The organism is Polaribacter sp. AHE13PA, assembly GCF_019278505.1.
In the GTDB taxonomy this organism is placed as follows: Bacteria; Bacteroidota; Bacteroidia; order Flavobacteriales; family Flavobacteriaceae; genus Polaribacter.
In genome coordinates this window covers 1,373,781-1,396,613 of sequence record NZ_CP058985.1, presented here as the reverse complement: position 1 = coordinate 1,396,613, position 22,833 = coordinate 1,373,781, and the positions used below count along the sequence as shown (strand labels likewise).

The 22,833-nt window shown below is 29.4% G+C and carries 20 protein-coding genes; 11 read left to right on the top strand and 9 right to left on the bottom strand.

Annotation, left to right across the window (positions count from 1 at the left end):
- The first annotated feature begins 31 nt into the window (after positions 1–31).
- Positions 32–985, top strand: coding sequence for a hypothetical protein (locus H0I28_RS06065; protein WP_218760978.1), 954 nt, complete (start codon positions 32–34; stop codon positions 983–985).
- A 75-nt stretch (positions 986–1,060) separates the two neighbouring features.
- Positions 1,061–1,795, top strand: coding sequence for a head GIN domain-containing protein (locus H0I28_RS06060; RefSeq protein ID WP_218760976.1), 735 nt, complete (start codon positions 1,061–1,063; stop codon positions 1,793–1,795).
- Between the two features lies 1 nt (position 1,796).
- On the opposite strand, the gene H0I28_RS06055 is transcribed toward H0I28_RS06060, so the two are convergent.
- Entirely contained in the window at positions 1,797–2,609 is an 813-nt protein-coding gene (locus H0I28_RS06055; protein ID WP_218760974.1) for a DUF1853 family protein, read from the bottom strand.
- Between the two features lie 254 nt (positions 2,610–2,863).
- Between H0I28_RS06055 and H0I28_RS06050 the strand changes: the two genes are divergently transcribed.
- Complete coding sequence (locus H0I28_RS06050) at positions 2,864–3,535, top strand: DUF2461 domain-containing protein (RefSeq protein WP_218760973.1); 672 nt, start codon at positions 2,864–2,866, stop codon at positions 3,533–3,535.
- Positions 3,536–3,737: 202 nt separating this feature from the next.
- Here H0I28_RS06050 and H0I28_RS06045 read toward each other — a convergent pair whose 3' ends face one another.
- Positions 3,738–5,078 carry an MATE family efflux transporter gene (locus tag H0I28_RS06045; RefSeq protein ID WP_218760971.1) on the bottom strand — a complete coding sequence of 447 codons (1,341 nt, stop codon included), beginning with the start codon at positions 5,076–5,078 and terminating at the stop codon, positions 3,738–3,740.
- Positions 5,079–5,183: 105 nt separating this feature from the next.
- Here H0I28_RS06045 and H0I28_RS06040 point away from each other — a divergent pair, with 105 nt between their 5' ends.
- The 3 genes from H0I28_RS06040 to H0I28_RS06030 all read left to right on the top strand — a co-directional run bounded on the left by H0I28_RS06040 (position 5,184) and on the right by H0I28_RS06030 (position 7,427).
- Positions 5,184–5,579 (top strand): thioesterase family protein, encoded by a 396-nt coding sequence (locus H0I28_RS06040; protein ID WP_218760969.1) that lies wholly within the window; start codon positions 5,184–5,186, stop codon positions 5,577–5,579.
- Between the two features lie 30 nt (positions 5,580–5,609).
- Positions 5,610–6,731 (top strand): DEAD/DEAH box helicase, encoded by a 1,122-nt coding sequence (locus H0I28_RS06035; protein ID WP_218760967.1) that lies wholly within the window; start codon positions 5,610–5,612, stop codon positions 6,729–6,731.
- A 75-nt stretch (positions 6,732–6,806) separates the two neighbouring features.
- A complete protein-coding gene (locus H0I28_RS06030) occupies positions 6,807–7,427 on the top strand; it encodes a trimeric intracellular cation channel family protein (RefSeq protein WP_218730652.1) in 621 nt (206 codons plus the stop codon).
- A 54-nt stretch (positions 7,428–7,481) separates the two neighbouring features.
- On the opposite strand, the gene H0I28_RS06025 is transcribed toward H0I28_RS06030, so the two are convergent.
- Positions 7,482–10,736 (bottom strand): S41 family peptidase, encoded by a 3,255-nt coding sequence (locus H0I28_RS06025; protein ID WP_218760965.1) that lies wholly within the window; start codon positions 10,734–10,736, stop codon positions 7,482–7,484.
- 140 nt (positions 10,737–10,876) lie between these two features.
- Positions 10,877–11,311 carry a hypothetical protein gene (locus H0I28_RS06020; RefSeq protein WP_218760963.1) on the bottom strand — a complete coding sequence of 145 codons (435 nt, stop codon included), beginning with the start codon at positions 11,309–11,311 and terminating at the stop codon, positions 10,877–10,879.
- Positions 11,312–11,429: 118 nt separating this feature from the next.
- Here H0I28_RS06020 and H0I28_RS06015 point away from each other — a divergent pair, with 118 nt between their 5' ends.
- The gene (locus H0I28_RS06015) at positions 11,430–11,873 is read left to right on the top strand and encodes a hypothetical protein (RefSeq protein ID WP_218753473.1); all 444 of its coding nucleotides are present in this window, start codon (positions 11,430–11,432) and stop codon (positions 11,871–11,873) included.
- 1 nt (position 11,874) lies between these two features.
- The gene (locus H0I28_RS06010) at positions 11,875–12,075 is read left to right on the top strand and encodes a helix-turn-helix transcriptional regulator (protein WP_218730648.1); all 201 of its coding nucleotides are present in this window, start codon (positions 11,875–11,877) and stop codon (positions 12,073–12,075) included.
- A gap of 10 nt (positions 12,076–12,085) precedes the next feature.
- On the opposite strand, the gene H0I28_RS06005 is transcribed toward H0I28_RS06010, so the two are convergent.
- From H0I28_RS06005 to H0I28_RS05985, 5 genes are all read right to left on the bottom strand, one after another.
- The gene (locus H0I28_RS06005; RefSeq protein ID WP_218760961.1) at positions 12,086–13,486 is read right to left on the bottom strand and encodes a TolC family protein; all 1,401 of its coding nucleotides are present in this window, start codon (positions 13,484–13,486) and stop codon (positions 12,086–12,088) included.
- Between the two features lie 27 nt (positions 13,487–13,513).
- Positions 13,514–14,866: an HlyD family secretion protein gene (locus H0I28_RS06000; RefSeq protein ID WP_218760959.1), complete on the bottom strand. Its 1,353-nt coding sequence runs from the start codon at positions 14,864–14,866 to the stop codon at positions 13,514–13,516.
- 6 nt (positions 14,867–14,872) lie between these two features.
- Positions 14,873–16,537, bottom strand: coding sequence for a peptidase domain-containing ABC transporter (locus H0I28_RS05995; RefSeq protein ID WP_218730645.1), 1,665 nt, complete (start codon positions 16,535–16,537; stop codon positions 14,873–14,875).
- Between the two features lie 2 nt (positions 16,538–16,539).
- Entirely contained in the window at positions 16,540–17,211 is a 672-nt protein-coding gene (locus tag H0I28_RS05990) for a TetR/AcrR family transcriptional regulator (protein WP_218760957.1), read from the bottom strand.
- 174 nt (positions 17,212–17,385) lie between these two features.
- Entirely contained in the window at positions 17,386–18,414 is a 1,029-nt protein-coding gene (locus tag H0I28_RS05985) for a hypothetical protein (protein WP_218753465.1), read from the bottom strand.
- A 276-nt stretch (positions 18,415–18,690) separates the two neighbouring features.
- On the opposite strand from H0I28_RS05985, the gene H0I28_RS05980 reads away from it, so the two are divergent.
- From H0I28_RS05980 to H0I28_RS05970, 3 genes are all read left to right on the top strand, one after another.
- A complete protein-coding gene (locus H0I28_RS05980; RefSeq protein ID WP_068449806.1) occupies positions 18,691–19,143 on the top strand; it encodes a cold-shock protein in 453 nt (150 codons plus the stop codon).
- Positions 19,144–19,231: 88 nt separating this feature from the next.
- On the top strand, positions 19,232–20,047 hold the full coding sequence (locus H0I28_RS05975) for a helix-turn-helix domain-containing protein (RefSeq protein ID WP_218753463.1): 816 nt from the start codon (positions 19,232–19,234) through the stop codon (positions 20,045–20,047).
- Positions 20,048–20,231: 184 nt separating this feature from the next.
- Positions 20,232–22,745: an outer membrane beta-barrel protein gene (locus H0I28_RS05970; RefSeq protein ID WP_218760956.1), complete on the top strand. Its 2,514-nt coding sequence runs from the start codon at positions 20,232–20,234 to the stop codon at positions 22,743–22,745.
- The last annotated feature ends 88 nt before the right edge of the window (positions 22,746–22,833 follow it).

Here is a 22,833-nt window from a genome sequence, read left to right as displayed (position 1 = left end):
TTTTCGCCATTTTTGTATTAAAATAAAATAGATGTCAGCAATACAAATTAAAACAATTACTTATAATGGTTGGAAAAATGCTGTTGAAATTTCAAATTTAGAAATTAAATTGATTGTAATTCCAGAAACTGGAAGAATAATTTACTTCGGATTTTTAAATGGAGAAAATTTATTTTATGAAAATAAAGCATTAGAAGGAGTTGAATTTAAAGTAGGAGAATATTTTGCCGAGAATAATATAAAACAAGCTCCAAATGTTGGCGGAAATAGAGTTTTACCTTGTTCAGAAGAGTATCATTATTTAATTACAGGTTCTAGACACATTCCAGATCCTTTTATAAACGCTAGTTGTTATTCTGTTGAATTTTTAGTTAACGGAGTTGTTTTAAAAAGTCCGATTAGTGCTATTTTAGGTATTCAAATAAAAAGAACCATTACAATTGCTGAAGTTGGAGCAGGAGTTGATATTCAGCAAGAATTGGTAAAAATTCAAGTTGCAAAAAATACTGTACTAGAAAATATCCCTTTAACGATTTGGAGTTTATCAAAAATTAAAACACCAAATGTTAGTTTTTCATTCATTTCAGAGAACAGCATTTTTGAAAATGGATTTACGATTTCTAAATGGCCAGATGCAAAAAATTATGCCGAAGAAAATGCATCTGTAAAAAACACTATTTTATCCTTAAAGTCTTCCGATGAATTTCCTCAAAAAATAGGATTAGACGCTAGGAAATGGGTTGCAGGTTATTTAAACGACACATTGTTTGTAGAACAATTTACTTTTGATGAGAAAGCTACGTATCCAGATAACGGAACTTCTATAACAATTTTTGGGAATCATTTATTTACAGAATTAGAATGTTTAAGTCCTGAAAGAAAGTTGTTAATCGGAGAAAAAATCACATATAATTTAAGTTGGAGTTTACAAAAAGTTAAGAATTACAGTGAATTAAAAGAGATTTTGCATACTTTAGATGTATAAAGTTTTTTAGAATCTTGAATTAAAATTACAAAATGTAAATTCTAATTATAGAAAACCCAAATAAAAACAGCTATTATGAACAAAAAAGTACTTTTAACGAGCTTAATTTTAACCATTACTTTTGCTGTAAATTCCCAAAGTTGGTTTGGGAATAGTAAAAAAATAAAAGGAGATGGAAATGTGGTAACTGTAACAAGATCTACTTCAGGTTATGAAGGAGTTTCAATAGGTGGATCTTTTGATGTAGTTCTTGTAAAAGGAAAGGAAGGTAAAATAACTTTAGAAGGGGAAGAAAATATACTTCCTTTTATAGAAACTGAAGTTTCTGATGGTCTTTTAAAAGTAAAATTTAAGAACAACACAAATATTAACACTACTAAAAAACTAACAGTTATAGTGCCTTATGAGCATATAGAAAGTATTGCTTTGGGAGGTTCTGGAAATATTTTAAGTGAAAGTTTAATAGAAGCAAACAATTTTAATGTGAATTTAGGAGGTTCTGGAAACATTACATTAAAAGTAGATTCAGATGCTATAAAAGCTTCTATTGGAGGTTCTGGAAATATTAATTTAGAAGGAAAATCTAATGAATTCACTTGCTCTATTGCTGGTTCTGGAAGCATTAATTCTTATGGTTTAGAAACCAATGAAATTTATGTAAATATAGCGGGTTCTGGAGGTGTAAAAACAACTGTAAAATCTAAGATTAAAGCAAAATTAGTAGGTTCTGGTAGTGTTTATTATAAAGGAAACCCTTCTAAGGTTGATAGTAAATCGGTTGGTTCTGGCGATGTGGTAGATAAAAATTAAGTTACCACCAAACAAAAAATATTTTTACAAGTTCACCGTTTTGTTTTTTCAACCAGCAAAGTGGTGAGAATTTTCTTTGCATATACTCCTCTGTAACAAGGCTAAAATCATTAAAATTTAACCAAGCTACATTTTTATGTGGAATAGTTATCCAATCTTTTTTAATCGGGATAAAAAACTTACAATCTTTAAATTGTTCTAATTCTTTTTTGTTGATGTAAAACCCAGCAATGCAATTTGGATTTAAAATTGATAACTGAAGATTTTTATTAGAGAAAGGAATAAATAATTGTCCTTTAAAATAAACTTGTTGTTCAATTTCTGAAGCTTGTAAATTGATGGTTTTTAAATAAGAAACACATTCATTAGAGTAGAGAAGAGGTAGTTGTTTGTCTTTCAATTTATCTAATTTTTCCACTAAAGAATCTTTTCTATTCGGACCAATAAAATGTTCTACTTCTGTTTTTCCTACTGAAGAATCATACAAATAAAATTTATAAATAACTTCTAAATGAATCGGTTGTTCATCCCTTAACAAAATACAATCTAATTCACCTAGCGTAATTTTTTCTTTCTGAATTTGAATATTCTCACAAATAATAGAAATCGATTTTTCATGTGTTAATTGATAAGAAACAAAACGTTCTATATATTTTCCTAAACGTAGTTTTTCATTAATTGCGATATCAATTTTTGTCGATTTCGACTCAATCTCAAATTGATGTAACCCATAAATAGTATTTCCTTTCCACAAACAATGTGTTTGCAAAAATCCCTCATACCTTTTTTGAATGTCTTTTGTTTTTTGATGCATATATGAGAAACAAATTTAAATTAATTAAATGCTAAGTTCACTAAGTTTTTTGCAAAGGACACAAAGAAAAAGCGATTTTATCATTTTTGTAATTTCTAAGCTCATTTTAAAACAATTTTCTTACCTAAATCTAAACTTAAGAACATTCAACCTTTTCGACTTTACGAGAAAAAACGTTTCTTTGAATCTTCGTGAAATCCACATCAATAATATCTAAAAACTTCGTAAGTTTAACCTCTAAAATTTTCATCAAAATGCAATTCGAAAAATCGAGCTTTCAATTTTTAAAAGATTTACAAAATAACAACAATAGAGAATGGTTTACAGAGCATAAACCTACTTTTGTAAAGCATCAAAAAAATCTAAAAGAATTATTTTTAAAAATGCAATCGAATTTAGAAAAGCATGATGAAATTGATAAAATGAAAATTTATCGTATTTATAGAGATGTTCGTTTTTCTAAAGATAAAACACCTTATAATCCAAGATTTGCTGTTTCGTTTTCTAGATTAGGAAAACAGTTACGTGGTAGTTATTATTTACAAATTAAACCAGGTGAAAATTTATTAGGTGGTGGATTTTGGCAACCAGAAAAAGACGATTTATACCGATTAAGAAAAGAAATTGAACAAGACTCTACAGAATTTAGAGAAATTTTAGAAGATGAAACTTTTGTAAAATACTTTGGAGGTAAATTTGAAGGTGATGAATTAAAATCTGCTCCAAGAGGTTTTGACAAAGAACATAAAAATATTGACTTATTGCGTAAAAAAGGATTTGTTGCTACTAGAAATTTTACAGATGCAGAAGTTTTAGCACCTAACTTTTTAGAAGAAGTAGATAAAAGTTTTAAAGCTTTACGACCGTTTTTTAATTTGTTTAGTGATATTTTAACGACAAATTTAAATGGAGAGAGTATTATTTAAGAGTTGAGTAGATATTTGTGTGGAGGTGTTTCACTGAGATTCACGGAGGAAGCACAGAGGTTCGTTGCGTTTTTTTGTTTAAAGTTTAAAGTTTCAAGAACGAATGTCATTTAGAAATGAGCCTTTTTAGGCGATTGAGAAATCTCTGAGCTTCTAAAATTATGATTCCTCTTCCTACGTCATTCTGAATAACATGGAAATTTTAATGCTTCAAATTTTTATCAACCTCACGTTTTAAAACTATAACTGTAATTATGGTAGATAAAACATCTGCAATAGGGAAAGACCACCAAATACCACTAATTCCGTAATACTTCGGTAAAAAATAGGCTAACGGAATTAAGAAAATTCCTTGTTTTAAAAGAGTTAAAAATAAAGCAGGTAACGCTTTTCCTGCGGCTTGAAAATATGCTGATCCAATTAATTGCATGGTAATTACTGGAGTTGCTAAAAAGACAATTAGCATTGCATTTGGCGTTTCTGTCAACAAAGTTGTATCAGTGGTAAAAATTCCAATTACTTCTTCCTTAAAAAATAAGATTGCTATAAAAATAAGAGTTCCTAAAACAGATCCATATAAAAGCGCTTTTTTGATGGTTTCTTTTACTCTGTCATTTTTATTTGCACCAATATTATATCCGGCTACAGGTAAAAAACCTTGCGAGACTCCCATCACCGGGGAAAGAGAAAACATCATCACTCGGTTAATAATTCCGTAAACAGCTATAGATATTTCTCCACCATATTTAAAAAGAGAGTAATTTAATACAATCATAAGAATGCTGATGGCACCTTGTCTTACAATAGAAACGCCTCCCAACTCTATAATTTCTCTAACAATTTTGCCATCTAATTTAAAGTTTTTAGGAATAATTTTTAATTCACTTTTAGAAGATAAAAAGAAATATAAAATATATGAACCAGAACTCATAAAAGAAATGGTTGTCGCTAAACCAGCTCCCCACATTCCCCAATTAAAAAACTTGATAAAGATAATATCTAAAACAATGTTTAAAACTGCGGGAACCATCATTGCATACATCGCAAATTTTGGTTTTCCTTCAGCTCTAATCGTTGGGTTTCCCATCATTGCAAAGGCTAAAAACGGAACTCCGTAGATTACAACTTTAAAATATTCAGATGCAATGGGTAAAATATCGCCTTTGGCGCCAAATAAATTTAGGATAGGTACACTAAAAAAGTTTCCAATAATTACAAAAATAATCGCTAAAATAACAGTTAGCGCAACCTGATTACCAAAAGTTAAAAACGCTTTCTCAGAATTTCCTGCACCCAATGCTCTAGATATAATAGAACTTCCTCCAATACCTATTCCCATACCAATAGAAGATATTAGAAAAACAATTGGTAGTACCACTGTAATTGCTGCAATTGCTAAAACTCCAATCCATTGTCCCACAAAAATAGTATCGACAATCATATTTAAAGACATCACAAGAATCCCTATGGTAGCTGGAGCTGCTTGTTTTATTAATAAGGTACTAATTTTTTGTGTTCCTAGGTTGTTTGCTAATTCTGTCATAATATTCTGCAAATATCGATATAAAGACCAAGTTTTGACTAAATCTACAGATCAATAATTGTTATATATATCTTAAAATTTTTATGTTTGCTAAAATTGATAAAAGTGGACAACGTTTTTACATTAACCATTACAGTATCATCCGAAGATATAGACAATTTAGATCATGTTAATAATTTGGTCTATGTAAAATGGATGGACAAAATTGCAACTACTCATTGGAGTCACTTAACCAAAGAACACCCGCTACCGCAGTATGTTTGGGTGGTAATGAGACACGAAATAGATTATTTAAAACAAGCTAGTTTAGGAGATGTGATTACTGTAAAAACTTGGGTAGGAGAAACAAGAGGGATTACTTCTGTCCGTTTTATGGAGTTTTATAAAGAGAAAGTTCTATTGGTTAAAGCCAAAACAATTTGGGCAATGTTAGATTCTAAAACCTTTAAACCTGCAAGAATTAGAGAAAATGTTTTAAAAGTATTACAACCTCCTAAATAAAAGTATCTTTGCACAAAATTAAGACACAAAATGGCAACTTTTTCTTCCTTAGGAATTACCAAAGATTATATACAAGCAATTAAAGAATTAGGGATATCTACGCCTTCAGAAATTCAAGAGAAAGCGATTCCTGTTTTATTGGATTCGCCTACAGACTTTATTGGTTTAGCACAAACAGGTACAGGTAAAACGGCAGCTTTTGGCTTGCCAATTCTACATCATATAGATGCGAGTTCAGACAATATACAAGCGTTAATTTTATCGCCTACTAGAGAGTTGGTACAGCAAATAAAAAAACAATTATTTAAATTTACGAAGTTTAGTGAAGATAAAATTTTTGTAGAAGCTGTTTTTGGTGGAGAAAAAATTGACAGACAAATGAATAATCTTAAGAGAACTACACATATTGTTGTAGCAACTCCTGGTAGATTAATCGATTTAATAGAAAGAGGAAACATAGATATCAGTCATGTTAAAACAGTTGTTTTAGATGAAGCTGATGAAATGTTAAGCATGGGTTTTAAACAAGATTTAAATAGAATCTTAAAGTTTACAACCGAAGGCGATCGTAAAACATGGTTGTTTTCTGCAACTATGCCAGAAGAAATTAAGAGAATTGTTAAGACCTACATGGATGCTAATGCGCCTAGAGTAGAAATTAATAGAAGTTCTTTGGTAAATGCAAATATTCGTCATCACTTTGCTAAAACTACTTTAAAAGAAAAAGCGGCAGACATTGTAACTTTCTTAGAAAAGAGACAAGACCAAAGAGGTATTATTTTTTGTAGAACAAAAGCAGGTGCGCAGAATTTAGCGGCACTTCTAATCGAAGAAGGTTTTTCTACAGCAGCTTTAGAAGGAGATATGCAACAAAAAGAACGCGATAAAGTAATGCGTGCTTTTAAGAAAGAAAACTTACAATATTTGGTTTCTACAGATGTTTCTGCACGTGGAATTGATGTTAGTGGTTTAGAATTTGTAATTCACCATCAATTACCAGAACAATTAGAATACTACACCCATAGAAGTGGAAGAACTGCAAGAGCAGGAAAAACAGGAGTTTCCATTGCCTTTATTTTACCTTCAGAAATCGTGAGAATTCATGAAATTCAGAAAGAATTAAATATTAAGTTTTCTGAAGTAACTGTATAACATTATCTAAACCGAGGCTTTTTTAGTAGAAAAACTTCGGTTTTAATACTAATCATTGTAATTAAATTGATATAGATGGAGCTTATTTATGTTTTAGATATATTAGGAACCTTTGCTTTTGCAATTAGTGGTGCTTTGGTGGCTTATGATAAAAAATTAGATTTATTTGGAATTTTAATTATTGCGTTTGTTACTGCTGTTGGTGGTGGTATGTTGCGTGATGTTTTAATAGACGCACATCCAATAAATTGGATTGGTGATTTAAATTATTTATATACCATTTTTGCAGCCGTTATTTTTACCTTTCTTTTTAAAAGTAAAATAAACTATTTAGGCAAAACAATGTTTTTGTTTGACACCATTGGTATTGGTGTTTTTACTTTATTAGGTTTAAAAAAAGGGTTGTCTTTTAATTTACATCCTATTATTGCTTTAATAATGGGAATGATTTCTGCCGTTTTTGGAGGCGTTTTACGTGATGTTTTAACTAATAGAATTCCATTAATTTTCGAAAAAGAAATTTATGCTTCTGCTTGTTTAGCGGGTGGAATTGTGTATTTAACTATAAGTCAATTTAATGTTCCAGAAAATATCATATTTGTAATTTCTGCATCTGTAATTGTTATTATTAGAGTAGTTTCCGTGAGGTATCAATTAGAATTGCCTAAGATTAAAGAAGATATTTTTGGAAAATAAATATAAAAAAAGCGAAACATTTGTTTCGCTTTTTTTATTAAAATTATATATTTTTTAATTTACATCTTTTAATAATTCTTGTATAGATCTTATTAATTGTTGGTCTTTTCCGTTGTCAATTAAACCTGGCATATTTTTCACTATAATGGTTGGTTCTGTTTGATTATTTTCCATCCATTCTCCAGCTTTATTTTTAGCACTAATCGGTACAACTCCCCATCTAGCTCCGTTAGATAATCCTTCCCAACCAGCAAAACTACAAGTTCCAGGAACTGGCATTCCTACTGTTTTTCCTATTTTTAAATCTGTATAACCAGAAGCATAACAATGTCCGTCAGAATACATACTTTCATTAAAAATAGATAAAGTTGGTTTTGTCCAACGAGACGTTGGTTCTCCGCCAACAACTTTAGCTTCTGTAGCATAAGTTATAAAAGGTTCGCCAGTAAAAAACATGGCTAAATCTGCTACTAAATCTCCACCACCATTAAAACGAGTATCTACAATAACACCTTTTTTATCAGAGTATTTACCCATCATATCTTGGTAAATACTTCTGTAGGGCCCGTCACTCATTCCTGGAATGTGTACATAACCTAAAGTTCCGTTACTTTCTTTTTCTACTTCTTTTTCGTTTATTTTTACCCATCTGTCATATAACAATCTATTTTCTGAGCCTAACGAAATTGGTTTTACGGTTATTGTCTGATTTTTTTTAGTTTTAGGATCTAAAATATCTAACAGCATAAATTTACCAGATTTTCTATTTAAATATTTAGCAACATCTTGATTTTTATCTATTGTAACTCCGTTTATTTTTTCGATAATCATACCTGGTTTTACATCAAACTTTGCTTTGTCTAATGGTCCATCAGAAATGATTTCTTTTATTAAAATTCCGTCTTCAGTATGACTGTAATCCATAAAAATACCTAAAGAAGCGGTTTCATCTGCATTTGAAATAGCAGCACCTCTGTAACTTGCGCCAGAATGAGAAACATTAAGTTCTCCTAACATTTCAGAAAGCATTTCAGAAAACTCAAAAGCATTACCAATATAAGGTAAGAATTTTTGATATTCTGTTTTCATTAAATCCCAATCGATGCCATGAAAATCTGGGTGATAAAAAATGGCATTTGTACGAATCCAAACATGGTTAAATAAAGCTTCTCTTTCTGCGTATTCATCTAGCTGAATTTCACCTTTAATCTGTACCGCTTTTTGTTTTGTTGTTTCCGGGTTTAATTGTGTAATTTTTCCGCTACTTAAAAGGTAAAGGTTTTTCATTTCTTTATCCCATTCTAAACTTCCAGACCTTGTGTTTAATTTCATTAACATTTTGGTTTCTCTGGTACGTAAATTTGTTGTCCAAAGATTAGAACGACCTTCAAAACTAGATAAATAATACAATTTATCACCTTTTTTAGAAAGAACAGCATCACCCAAACTAGAAGAATGTATGGTTAATCTTTTGGTTCTCTCTTTCATTTTATCCCAATCAAACGTAAGTGCTTTTATTTCTTTTTTGTCTTTGGCATCTTTTTTATCTTTTGATGATTTAGCTTTTTTCTTATCCTCTTTTTTCTCTTCGTTTTTTTCTTTTAACTTTTTTTCTTCTTCTTTAATAGCTTCTACTAATTTATAATCTTCATCACTTAAATTAGCATTGTCCCAAGCGTCTTGTGTAAAATACATGCTATATACATCACTTTGAGATCGACCACTTGTTGCGTAAGATTTTAATCCGTTTTGGTTACTAAACCACAACATTTGTTTTCCTTTATTTACCCATTTAGGAGAATAATCTGCATAACCACTTTCATTTAAATTGATTCTTTTAGAGCCATCTGCAGCCATTAATAATACTTCGCTATTGCTTAATGTTTTTCCCCAATCTACCAAAATCCATTTACTATCTGGGCTCCAAGTAAAATATTGATCTCCATCTCGCATATGAAATAAATCTTTTGGAGTTAATAATGTTACTTCTTTTTTAGAAGTAATATCTATTATTTTTAAAGTTCTTCTATCTTCTATAAAAGCTATTTTTTTTCCATCAAGAGAATATTTAGCTAAATAATTATCGCTTGTATTTTCTATTAAAGAAGTTTCTTTTAATAAAGTTGCTGCGTAAAAGAATGGTTCTTCTTTTCTTGTTTTTTCTGTTTTGTAAACATTCCATTTTCCATTTCTTTCACTACTATAAATTACAGATTTCCCTTCTGGTCCCCAAGAAACAAAACGTTCGTTCTCTGGTGTATTGGTTAATCTTTTTGTAAATGATTTGTCTGTTGAAGTTACAAAAACTTCGCCTCTGGCTACAAAAGCAATTTCTTTTCCGTTTGGCGATACAGCCATTTCATTAATACCGCCATTTATAGAAATAAATTTATCTGTGTTTTCTTTGTCTTGTGTAATAATATTTACATTAACTTTTTTAGGAGATTCACCTTCTTTTATTGTGTATAAATCGCCATCATATCCAAAAGAAATAATACCATTTCCCATACTTAAAAAACGAATAGGATGTAATTTAAAAGAAGTTAATTGTTCACTTTTAGAAGGATTATCTAACTGTAGTTTATGAATATTGAAAGTACCACTTCTTTCGCTTAAAAATAAAAGACTTTTTTCATCGTCACTAAAAAGAGGTTGTCTGTCTTCTGCAATATTAGTGGTAATCATTTTATGCTTTTGGGTTTTGGTGTTGTACATCCAAATATCTCTTGCAATAGAAGAAGTATGGTGTTTTCTCCATTCATTTTCTCCTCCTTTTTTATCTTGATAAACCATTATTTCTCCATTTTTAGAATACTGAACATATTCTGCGGGAATGGTTAAAACTTGATTTACTTTTCCTTTTTTTACAGGAACACTATATAATTCTGATTGTGATCTATGGGGATATTGCCTATGATTTGCTGCATCTTGTCTTAATGCTCCAAAAACAACATCAGTATCGTTATTAGAAAAGGTATATGGAAATTCGTCATTAGAATGAAATGTTAAACGTGTTGCAGAACCTCCGTTAGCATTCATTACAAAAATATCAAAATTACCATATCTATTTGATGCAAATGCAATTTTGGAGCCGTCTTTACTCCAGACAGCTTTGTAATCATGCGCGCTGTGATACGTGAGTTGTTCGGCATTTCCTCCGTTAGAATTTACTTTGTATAAATCACCTTTATACGTAAAAGCAATTTGTGTACCGTCTGGTGAAATTGCTGAATGTCTCATCCATTTTGGTGAATTTTGACCAATTAATGATAATGAAATGAATGTAAAGAGTAGTGTTAGTTGTTTCATTTATAAAATTTTTTCTAAAGTAAATAAATAGAAATAGTAGGTTGATTTTTTAAGTGTTAAAAAAATCTTAATGCTTTTAAAAAAATTTAAATTATTGGCAAAAAAAAAGCTGCATTTAAGCAGCTTCTTGTGTTGTCTTTTTAGGTTAAAATTCCATCATCTGCACATTTTTTAGAGAACCAAAATAAGAACACAGAGAACAACGGAATTATTATCAACATAGAATACTCTAAATATCCATACCATTCTCTACCTGGGTTTATAAAAAGATTATACGTAGTTTGTATTATAACTGCAATTAATCCTACTAGAAAAAATGTTTTGGCTAATTTTTTTCTAAAAAATAATAAAATACAGGCAAATACTGATGAAAAAACAGCAATGGCAAAAGCAGCCATTACCCAAGAAGGAATATTAAAAATAATTTCTAATTGCTCTTTAGAATACATAGATTTAAAACGTTCCGTTTGATAAGCCTGATTTAAATAACCATCAACACCCATCAGATTCCAAATTAATCCAATAACAGCAATTATCCAAAAAGCAATACTTGGCTTATTCATGTTGTCCTTCATAATTTTACGTTTATAGTTTAGATATCTTAAATGTACAAAAAAACTTGTAGAATATTGAAATGTAAAGTATATTTGTCATTATAGAAAACAAACTTGTCTAATTGTAAAATAAAATATCATGTCTAAATTATCAATTTGCGAAAGAGAAAGAAATCAATTAGAAAAATTAAATAAATTTCAACTTGGTAATCAATATAAAAAAATAGGATATATTATAGCTATCGGAAGTTTTGTTTTAATGATTGCTAGAAAATATATTGAAGATTCAGATTGGTTAAAACCAGTTTTACATGGAGTATTGTTAATAGGTTTACTTGTAATTTCTTTATCCAAAGAAAAGCTAGAAGATGAATTTATAGATAGTTTACGTTCACAATCTTATCGATTGGCATTTATAATGGCAATTGTTTATTCTTTAGTACAGCCGTTAGTAAATTACGGAGTAGCAGTTTTATTTAATCAAGATGATAAATTACAGGGGTTTAGTTATTTTCAGGTGTTGTTTTTTATGTTGATTGTTCAATTGATGTTTTTCTGGCAATTAAAAAGAATGAATAAATAAGATGAAAAACACTTTAAAAGTACAAAGAGCAATTTTAGATTTAACCCAAGATGAATTAGCCAAATCTATTGGTGTATCTAGACAAACCATAAATTCTATTGAAAAAAACAGGTATGTTCCGTCAACAGTTTTAGCTTTAAAGTTATCTAAAGTATTTAATATCCCTGTAAATGAGTTTTTTACTTTAGAAGATAATGATTAAATAAATACGATTATTCTGCGATAGAGATAACAGTAGCTTTAAATAAACTTGCTTTAGTTTTAAAGAAATTATTTTCTAAATCGATTGCTTTTAGTTTGGCTTCAATTAGTTTAACTTCTCTATAATTAACTAAAAATAAAGAGCTTTCTCCTAAGAAAAACTTACGATCTTCTGCTTTTAGCATGGTTCCATAATCACGAACAATATCAGTAGTTAAACTATTTTGTAAAACATAAGAACTTAATTCTTGCTGAATTGCATTTACTTTATTTTTAATGGCAATTTTTGCAACTTCGTTTTCAAATTTTTTGTCTTGTAGTTTAATTTTAGATAGTTTAAAATCTCCACGCTCTTTTCTTAAAAATAAAGGGACTTTAAAATTAATTCCGGCTTTATAATTTCTTGTATTTAGAGAATTTATTTGATTTCCGTTTTCTGTAAGAAAGTTATACTGAACATCTAATTTGGGTAATAAATTGTTCAATTTTAAATTTTTATCAATATTTAAACTCTTTATTTTATATTCTAAAGATTTAATTTTAGGGTGATTATCAATATTAAAATCAGCATTATTAAACAATGCAATATTAAAAGTAGTATCTACATTATCAACAGTATGTATATCTGGAATGATATTGTCTTGCAGCTCTACAGGAGTGTTATCATTTAACCACAAATAATTAGACAATTCTAAAGAAGCTTTTATTAATTTAATTCTAGATTTTTCTAGGTTTAATTTTCTGCTTTTTAAAGTAATTCCTGCTTCTGTAGTATCTATGGCAGGTTTTTCACCTTCTAAAAATGCTCTTTTTGTAGCTTTAAAGCGAATTTCTGCATTTGTTAAAAATTCTTTATAAACACTATTTTGATGATACATTTTTAACCAATTAAAGTAGGAAATAGATGCATTATATAAAATCTCATTCACTAAAATTTGCTGGTCTTCTTTGGCTTGGTTTAAAAAGAATTTAGCTTGTTTTAAAGAAGCCATTCTTGTATTTATTAAAAGACCTTTTAATAAAGATACAGAAACTCCGGCACTATATAAACCGTCCTCTGGAACCGAATTTTCTGGGTTTAAATAATAACCATCATTATCTTCAAAATTTGCTTTAAATTCAATTCCGTAATAAGTAGGAATTTTAAAAGCAGCATTTAGTTTATTATAATATTCTTTTTCTTTAAACTGTTTTTTATTAAAATCTACTTCAATTTTAGGGTCAAAAGCACCTCTAGCTTTTAGTAATTTGGCTTCACTTTCATTAATAACAAGATTTGCTTGTTTTACAATAGGATGATAGTTTTTTACATAGCTTAAATATTCGGAAAGTGTCATTACAGACGTTATTTTTTCCTGAGCAAAATATCCAGATGTAAATAGTAGAAGTAATATTAAAATATATTTTTTCATATAAATGTCTCAATAAATAAATTGAAATTATTTTTTCTTTGCATCAGTTTTTGTTCCTTTTGGCTGATAGTAGTTAGGAGGGAAGCTGTTAAGTTGTCTCCACATTTCAAAATAAATAGGTACGTCTTCTAAAAGTGCAATGGTTTTTGCGCCAGAACCGACTCTAATACCTTCTGGCCAATTATAATCTTTAGTATCTGGTGCAATTAAAACTCTGTATTTACCATTAGTACTTATAAAGTTTTCGATAGCAATAACTGTTGCTCCATAGGTTCCGTAGGAAGCATTAGGCCAACCACTAAAAACAATTGCAGGCCAACCATCAAACTGAACACGCATTTTATCTCCAATGTGCAGTAGAGGTAAATCAATTGGTCTCACAAAAGTTTCTACAGCTAAATCATATTTTTCTGGCATTATACCTACTAGGTCTTCGCCTTCTTTAAAGGTTCCTCCAATTCCGCCTTTAATAGCCTTGTTTATATATCCATTTTGTGGAGCAGTAATGTATAATAAACTATTTCTAACGCTGTAGTTACTTCTACTATTTTCTAATTTAGAAACTTGTGCTTTTGCATCAAAACCACTAGATTGTGCTGTATACATATCACTTTGTGATTTAGAAATTTTATCAGTATAAGTCGCGTTTATTCGAGAAAGCTCTAGTTGTGCATTCAAAATATTATTTCTACTTGCTAGTAATTTATTTTCTTGAGATATTAATTTTGCTTGTGTAGCTTGTAATTTTAATCTTTTCTCTTCTACATCTTTTACTGCTTTTAGGCCTTCACTTTGTAAGGTTCGTGTACGGTTGTATTGTTTTTCTGCTATTAAAGAATTTGTTTTAGCAGCTTCAAAATCAATACTATCACTTTTTACTTTTAATTTAGCTTGTAAAAGTTTGTTTTTTGTTTGTTCTATTTTTAATCCTTGTTCTTTTCTTAAAGCATTAACTTGTCTTTGTAAAGCAGCTACTTTTCCTTGATATGCATCTACTGAAGAGGATTTTGCATTAATTTGATCGCTAGTTCTTTCTATTAATCGATTATCAAAATAATCACTTTTTACTTCAGAAATTCTTAAAATAGTATCTCCTTTTTTTACAAAATCACCTTCAGTTACAAACCACTCTTCAATTCTTCCCGGAATTTGAGATTGAATGGTTTGTGGTCTTTGGTTAGGAGTTAGTGTGGTTACTAATCCTTGACCAGATATATTTTGTGTCCAAGGTAAAAAGAGAGCTACAAGACCGATACAAGCAAAAACCAAAAGAAATTTGTTAAAAGCTTTGTAGTACTCTTTTTTGAAGATAATTTTGCCCGATTTAAAATCTTTTAAATCAAGATTTTTGTGTACTTGGTTGTTAGATATGTTTAACATTGCTCCTTAATTTATTGATTTAATTTCACCTTTTTCTAATATAATTGTTTCCTTAGATTGAGTTCTCCAACTCTTTTTACTGCTAGCTACAATTAAAGCCCATGGCCTTTTAGCGTCTGTTAAATAATTAATAATGCGTACAGTTTCTTCTAAATTAAATTGATCTAAAGGATCTTCTAAAATCATTATTTTAGGTTTCTTGATGATTGCTCTAGCTAAAATCAATTTTTTTGCAATTGTATAAGACATTTGCTTTCCTTCTGGATATAAAACAGTTTCTAATCCTTTAGGTTGTTCTTTTAAAAATTGTGTTAAACCAACAATTTCTAAAGCTTCATATATAGCTTCATCTTTAATTTCTTTATTACCAAAAACTAAATTGTTTTTGATGCTACCTTCAAAAGGAGTTTCATCTGATAATGATAAACCAAGTTGAGATCGATAATGATTTAAATGTAAACTACTTAAAGATAGATTGTTGATGTATATGTTTCCAGAAGTTGGTTCCATAATACCTGCTATTAAATGTAATAATGTAGATTTTCCGGCACCACTTTCTCCCATAATTAAAATTCTACTTTTAGGTTTTAGGGTAAAAGAAACATTTTTTATAATGTGTTTCTCTCTATTTTCTACACCAAAAGAAACGCCTTCTAGCTCTACGGTTAAACCGTCTTTAAATATCGGTTTATCTCCTTCTTGAGCTTCTAATTCTTTATCTACAACTTGTCCTATTTTTTCTATGGATGTAAGCACATCGTAAAAAGACTCTAAACCTATTATTAGTTTTTCTACAGATTGTATCACTAAAAGAATAATAATTTCTGCGGCTACAAATTGCCCAATATTCATTTCTTGATTTAAAACTAAAGCACCACCAATTAACAGTAAACTTGCAGTTACAATTACTTTAAAGCCTATCATTTGAATAAATTGTAGCATCAATATTTTAAAATGATTTTCTCTTGCCTCTAAATAATTACTAACTAAATTATCATTTTTTTGAAGTGCTAAATTAGTGTTACCTGATAATTTAAAACTAACTAAAGCTCTTGCAACTTCTTGTATCCAATGGGCTACTTTGTATTTCTTTTTAGATTCTATAAGACTAGTTTCTAATCCTTTTTGAGCAGTAAACTTAAATACTATATAAATTAAAAGCAATAAGAGAATACCAAAAACGATAAAAAATGCGTGGTAAAAAGAGAGTAAAATCAACGCAAATATAATTTGCAATAGTGCGGTGGGTACATCTATTAATATTTTAGACAATCCTTTCTGAATGGTTAAGGTATCAAAAAAACGATTGGCTAATTCTGGTGGATAATCATTTCGTAGCTCATTCATTTTTATTTTAGGAAAACGGTAACTCAACTCAAAAGAAGCTCTTGTAAAAATTCTTTGCTGAATGGTTTCTATAATTCTTAATTGCATTAATTGCAATGCACCAGAAAAAATGACACCTATAGTTACTAGAATAACTAAAACAATCCAAGAAGTTGAGATTTGTGCACCTTGAATTAAGTTTATAATTGCTTGTATTCCTAAAGGGAGAGAAAGTGCTACAAGACCACCAAAGACAGCGTAGTAAAATATTTGAAAGATATCTTTTTTCTCTAATTTTAAAAGACCAACAAATCTTTGCCACGGGGTTAATTGTTTGCTTTCCATATTTATTTAATTGTAGCTTTAACTAAGTGAATAAAAAAATTAGTAGGTGTTTCTGATGTTTTATAGTTTGTAATTAGTGGGAAATGAGATTTAAGATAATGTTGATGTAAGCTGCCTATTACAATGGTGCTTGCCAAACTTAAAGCAAACGGATATTTTTTATTTACCTCCAAAATTATATTACTTATTCTAGTTATTACTCTTTTATAGACCTCAAAATACCCTTTTTTATTATCTAAATCTACTTCTTTTGTTAAAAAAGATTTTGAACTTTCATTGATGATTATATTATACAAAAGAGGTTTGTTTATGTGTAAAAAATTATCATCTTCTTTTACGTTTCTAGTTACCACGTCTATCGCTTTTTCTAATTTTTCATCAGCGTTAGAAATACTAAAAGTTTCAATAACCAATTGATACTCTATCCATGCCCAGTACCAAGAGGATAGGTATAAAAGTAATTTATGTTTGCTCTCAAAATATCTGTAAATAGAACTTTCGTTAGAGCTTATTTTTGCACCTAATTTTTTAAATGTAAAAGCTTCAAAACCAATTTCATCTATCAATTGAATACCCTGTTCTATGATTTTTTTTCCCAAAACAGAGGTTTCAGGATCTTTGATAAATATTTTATCTGGTACAGAAATTTTTAAAGCAGATAATAAGTTTTCCATAATTTGTATTTTACAAAACAAATATAATAGTAATACTATTATTAAAGTGTATTTTACTATTTGTTTGCGTTTTTTTAACATATAAGAACTTAAATATATTTCATAAAAAAACCTTCCGTAAAAACGGAAGGCTAACATCAACATGCAATATTCAACTTTTTAGTTGAATATTTTTTATTTCTTATATAAGTATACTGCAGAAGCTGAAGCTAAAGTGTTGTTGTATACAGGAGTTAAGTTTCCTCCATTAGAAATGTTATTATAGGCTAAAATTCTTCCACCACCATTTCCTGCTTCCGCAATAAAAACAGTTTTAGTATCACCGTCATAAGCAACATCTACTGGGTTTCCCATTAAGGTATTAGAACCTGCAACTCTTGTTTGTTCTGTTAAGGCTAAAGTATTACCATTAGCCGTTGCACTAAATTTACTTGTAAAGTTTTCTATGACTTGGAAACCACCATCATCTTGTCCGTTAGACGCTTCTCCGATATCTGTTAAAATCATTGTATCGGTAGCTATATCATAAGTTAAACCATGAGTTCTTACAATACCTTCAATTGCTATTTGTTTTGTTGCATCTAATGAGGTCGTAGATGTGTTGTTTAAAAAATTAGTAAAAACAGCTAACTCGTTTGTTGTGTCTGCAATAGCGTACAAATCGTTACCAATAAAGGTAATTCCCCAAAGCTTAATATTTGTTGTAATAGTATTTCTTAAATTAAATTGATTTCCACTTTTAGTGTAGATATACAATTTACCATCATTTGTTGCTGTATTTCCATCTGCATCCGCATTATCTGCAACTACATAAAAGTCACCATTTACAGCCAATTCTCTAGGACTTTGCATATCTAAGCTACCAACAACACTAGCGGTTACATTAGCAGAAATAACAGAGGTTGCTACCGATACGTCTGTATAACCTTCTAAGCCAAAAGTGCTTCTAGAAGCTTGTACTACTAAGTCGTCTTCACTGCTATAATAGATACCATCTGCGGCATTGGAAGAAGTTGTTAAGGTAGATTTGGTTACATTGTCTGTACTGTTTACGTTGTAAATATTTACATTCCCGTCAGAATTGTTAGAAGTAAATAATAATTTAGTTTGCACTTGAGCTGTAATATTATTCTCGCTATCAGAGCAAGACGTTAAACCTAGAGCTGTTGCACACAATAATGTAAAAATTTTAATTGTCTTCATAATTTAATGTTTTTTTAGTTATCAAAAATATATACGTAATAGTTTTACAGTCGGTTTTTTTTTAATGCATTTTTTTATAATATTTTAAGGATTAATAAAATAAATGTTCATAAACCTATAACTATTTTGAAAACTTTTAAATTTATCGTACCTTTGCAGGCATAAGAAAAAATACACTCCTCTAAATACACTAGTTAGCGTTAGTTTGATTTCGAATTTCCAGTTAGGTATTTTATCTTTTCAGAAATATTAATTTAAAAAACTCTTATATTTTTAATGGCAAAATCGCAGCAAACCTTTAGTAAAAGTGAAAAAGAAAAAAAACGTTTAAAAAAACGTTTAGATAAGCAAAAGAAAATGGACGCTAGAAAAGCGGAGAAAGATGAAAATGGATCAACAGGTATCCAATTTGCTTATGTGGATCATAATGGAAACTTAACAGATACTCCACCAGATCCAGAATTGAAAGTAGAATATGAATTGGAAGATATTCAGATTTCTGTAACCAAAAAAGAAGATTTACCAGAAGAAGATCCAGTAAGAAAAGGAAAAGTTTCTTTCTTTGATTCTTCTAAAGGTTTTGGTTTTATTATCGATTTAGAAAATAACGAAAAATATTTTACGCACGTAAGTGGTTTAATAGATGAAATTGCAGAAAACGATAAAGTTTCTTTCGAATTAGAGAGAGGAATGCGTGGTATGAATGCAGTTAAGGTAAAGAAAGTTTAATACTTTACTAACTTTATAAAAAATGAATCCTTCTGAAAAGAAGGATTTTTTTTTGTAGTATTTTTACGATCGATTAAAAAATATGTTGATGAGGGACAAAATTGATACCTATAATAAAATATCTGAATACAATGATATTAAAATTGAAGAGTTTGACGTTACTAAGCGCTATACAAAACCGCATAAACATAATAAATATTTAGAAATTGTCTATTTTATTAAGGGAACAGGTTTTCATCATGTAGATTTAAAGAGTTATAAAATTAAACCATCTACTATTTTTGTAATTAAAAGAGATGAGGTTCATCATTGGGAAATAACAACCAAACCCAAAGGATATGTAATCATTATTAAAGAAGATTTTTTACAAAAAACTTTAGATAAATTTATCAATAATCAGCTTTTAAAATTGCAACAGGTCTCAAAAATAAAACTATCTCAAAAAGATATTTCTCTAAAAGCGTTGTTTAGGTCTCTAACTTGGGAGAAAAAACAAGAAGCAGTAAATAGAGAAGCTGTAGAAGGTGGCTTAAGAGCATTATTTTCTAAGTTGGTAAAATATGCGCAGATAGAAAAAGTAGAAAGTACAGATCTAGTGGTTTTGTTTACAGATGTTTTATCTCGTACGTTAAAAAATAATGTTAATTTTTATGCAGAACGTTTAAATACAACGCCTCAAAACTTAAATGCAATTTGCAGAAAGGAGTATGATAAATCTGCATCAGATATTATTGCAGATTATATTATTAAAGAAGTTAAAAGGCGTTTAATGTATACAAATGAGGCAATTAGTGATATTGCTTATGGTTTAGGTTTTAAAGACGCATCTCATTTTTCAAAATATTTTAAGCGGTATACAAAAAAAACTCCAAAAACATATAGGTTACAAAATAAGTCCAATTAGACCTTGAAATTTTCAAACAGACCATTTTAAAGGTACTGAACTAGAATACTTTTGCTATAAATTATTAAGGATATTTTTTTTAGGTAGTTTAAATCTACCTACTAAAAATTAAACGCTTTAAATTTATTTATCCAATCACTAAATTATAATTTACTAAACTATTAACTAAAAAAAAACTATTTAAATGAATTTTAAAAAATCCGTATTTTTATTGCTAACTCTTATTTTAAGCCAGTTAACAACAGCTCAATTAAGAGGAAAAGTTATTGAAGCAGATGAAAACTATCCGCTAGAATATGCTACAGTAGCGCTATACAAATCAGGTAATAAAGAACTTGTTACTGGAGTTGTAACAAATTTTGATGGAATATTTTCTTTTGCAGGTGTAAAACCGGGGAGCTATTATTTAAAAACTTCTTTTATAGGATATCAAGTAAGTACATCCAATGCAATTGTTATCAATAAGAAAGGAGAAAAGAAGGATTTAGGAATAATAAAACTAATTTTAGGTTCTGGAAATGAGCTGAATGAAGTTGTGATTAAATCTGAGAGAAGTGCGGTTGTTCATAAAATAGACAGACAGGTTTTTGATACTAAGAAATACCAAAGTACTGTAGGTGGAAATGCCGTAGATGTTGTTAAAAACCTACCTTCTATTACCGTAGATGGTTTAGGAGATATCAGTGTAAGAGGAAGCAAAGGTTTTACAGTTTTAATCAACGGAAAACCAACACAAGGAGATGCAAGCACTATTTTAGCGCAATTGCCAGCGAATGCTTTAGAAACTGTAGAATTAATTACTGCGCCTTCAGCAAAATATGATCCTGAAGGAAAAGGTGGAATCTTAAATATTATCACTAAAAAAGGCGCTATCAACGGAACCTTTGCACAGATTAATGTTCGAGGTGGATTTCCTTCAATAGAAGAATATGATACAAAAGTTCTTGCTGAGAGATATGGTATAGATGCAACCGTAAATAAAAGAACAGACAATTGGAATATTTCTGTGGGTGCGAGTTATCAACGAAATGATAAAACGGGTAGAAGAGAAGGAGATATGTTTATTATAAATACTCCAGAAAATAAAACTACTTTTTTACCTTCTGATGGAGAGCGTAGTTTTGATGAAATTACCTATAATGGTCGTTTTAATATAGATTATACACCAAATAAAAATGACACTTATTCCGTTGGACTTTTTGCAGGAAAACGTACCAAAGAACGTTTAGCAGATATTGTATATTATGACAATCATGCTATTTCTCCTATTGGTGGAAACACGCGTGATTATACGTTTTCATATTATAATCATAATTTAAGAATTAGAAAAGGAGATTTTGCTTTAGGTAGTTTTGATTATTCACATAAATTTGATAATGATTCAAAAATAACTACTTCAATACTTTATGAATATACTTTTTTAGGAGGTCCTACAGAAAATGATAATTTAGGGAGCCCTGATAATAGTATTGTGTATCAAAAAGAATACAATACAAATGATAATCCTTTATACGGAGCACGTTTTAATTTAGATTACCAGTGGAAACCTTTTTCTTTTGGTACCTTAGAAACAGGATATCAATTTAGAGACTTAGATCATACGGGTAAATTTGTGTATGAAAGAGATGGATTTCAGGTACCTGAATTTTCTAGTGATGTAAGTTTAAAGAGAACTATTCATTCTGGGTACGCACAAGTTACAGGAGCAAAAAGCAAATGGGAATATGCAGCTGGAGTTCGTTTAGAATCTATGGATAGAGAGTATAAAGAAGCTTTACAAAGTGAGGTAACAGAAAATGTATATAACTACGATTTTGTAAAGTTGTTTCCTTCTGCATCTTTACAGTATAAAATTAATGATAAAACAAATATTAAAACAGCTTATAGCAAAAGAGTAGAAAGAACAACTACCTTTAAAATGAACAGTTTTGCAGAACGTGAGCATTCAGAAGTTTTTGAGCAAGGTGATAATACTTTAGAACCAGAATTTATAGATTTAGTAGAATTAGGAATTACTAAAAAATTAAAAGGAGGGAACTCTGTGTATGCAACAACGTATTTTAGACATGTAGATAATGTTATAAATCGTGTAAATACGTTAGCTTATGAGCAAAGTGGTGCAATTATAGATAGTGTAATTAATAGAGTATATTCTAATGTAGGGAAAAGTAATGCTATTGGTTTAGAGATTGGTGCAACAATAAAACCAAATGTAAACTGGACCAACTCTATTGGAGCCAATGTGTATAATTATGCTATTGATGGCGTGTTAAACTTTAACCATAGAGATGGAATTGATAGAAGTTATAATATAGATTCTAAATCAACTATTTATTCTTTTAACTTAAACTCTACGTATAGTTTCTGGGAAAACGCATCTGTACAATTCACTTTTAATTATTTGTCTGACAGAAATACTGCAATGGGAGAAGATTCTCGTTTTTACTCTCCAAATTTAACGTTCAGAAAAATGTTTATGGATGATAAATTAACAGCTACTTTACAATGGCAAAATATGGATATGGGCTTATTGAATACCAATGAACAGCGTATAACTACCTCAGGAGTTAATTTTTATACAACTACAAACTACAAGTATGAAGTAGATATGGTTTCTTTAAATTTATCTTATACCTTTAATGCAGCTAAAAATAAATCTAAATTTATTGATAGTGAATTCGGAAAGAAAGAATTTTAATCAATTAATTTTAAAACATAAAAAATCCCCTTACAGTTTTTGTAAGGGGATTTTTTATAATATATATTTTAGTATCTAATTGATAAAA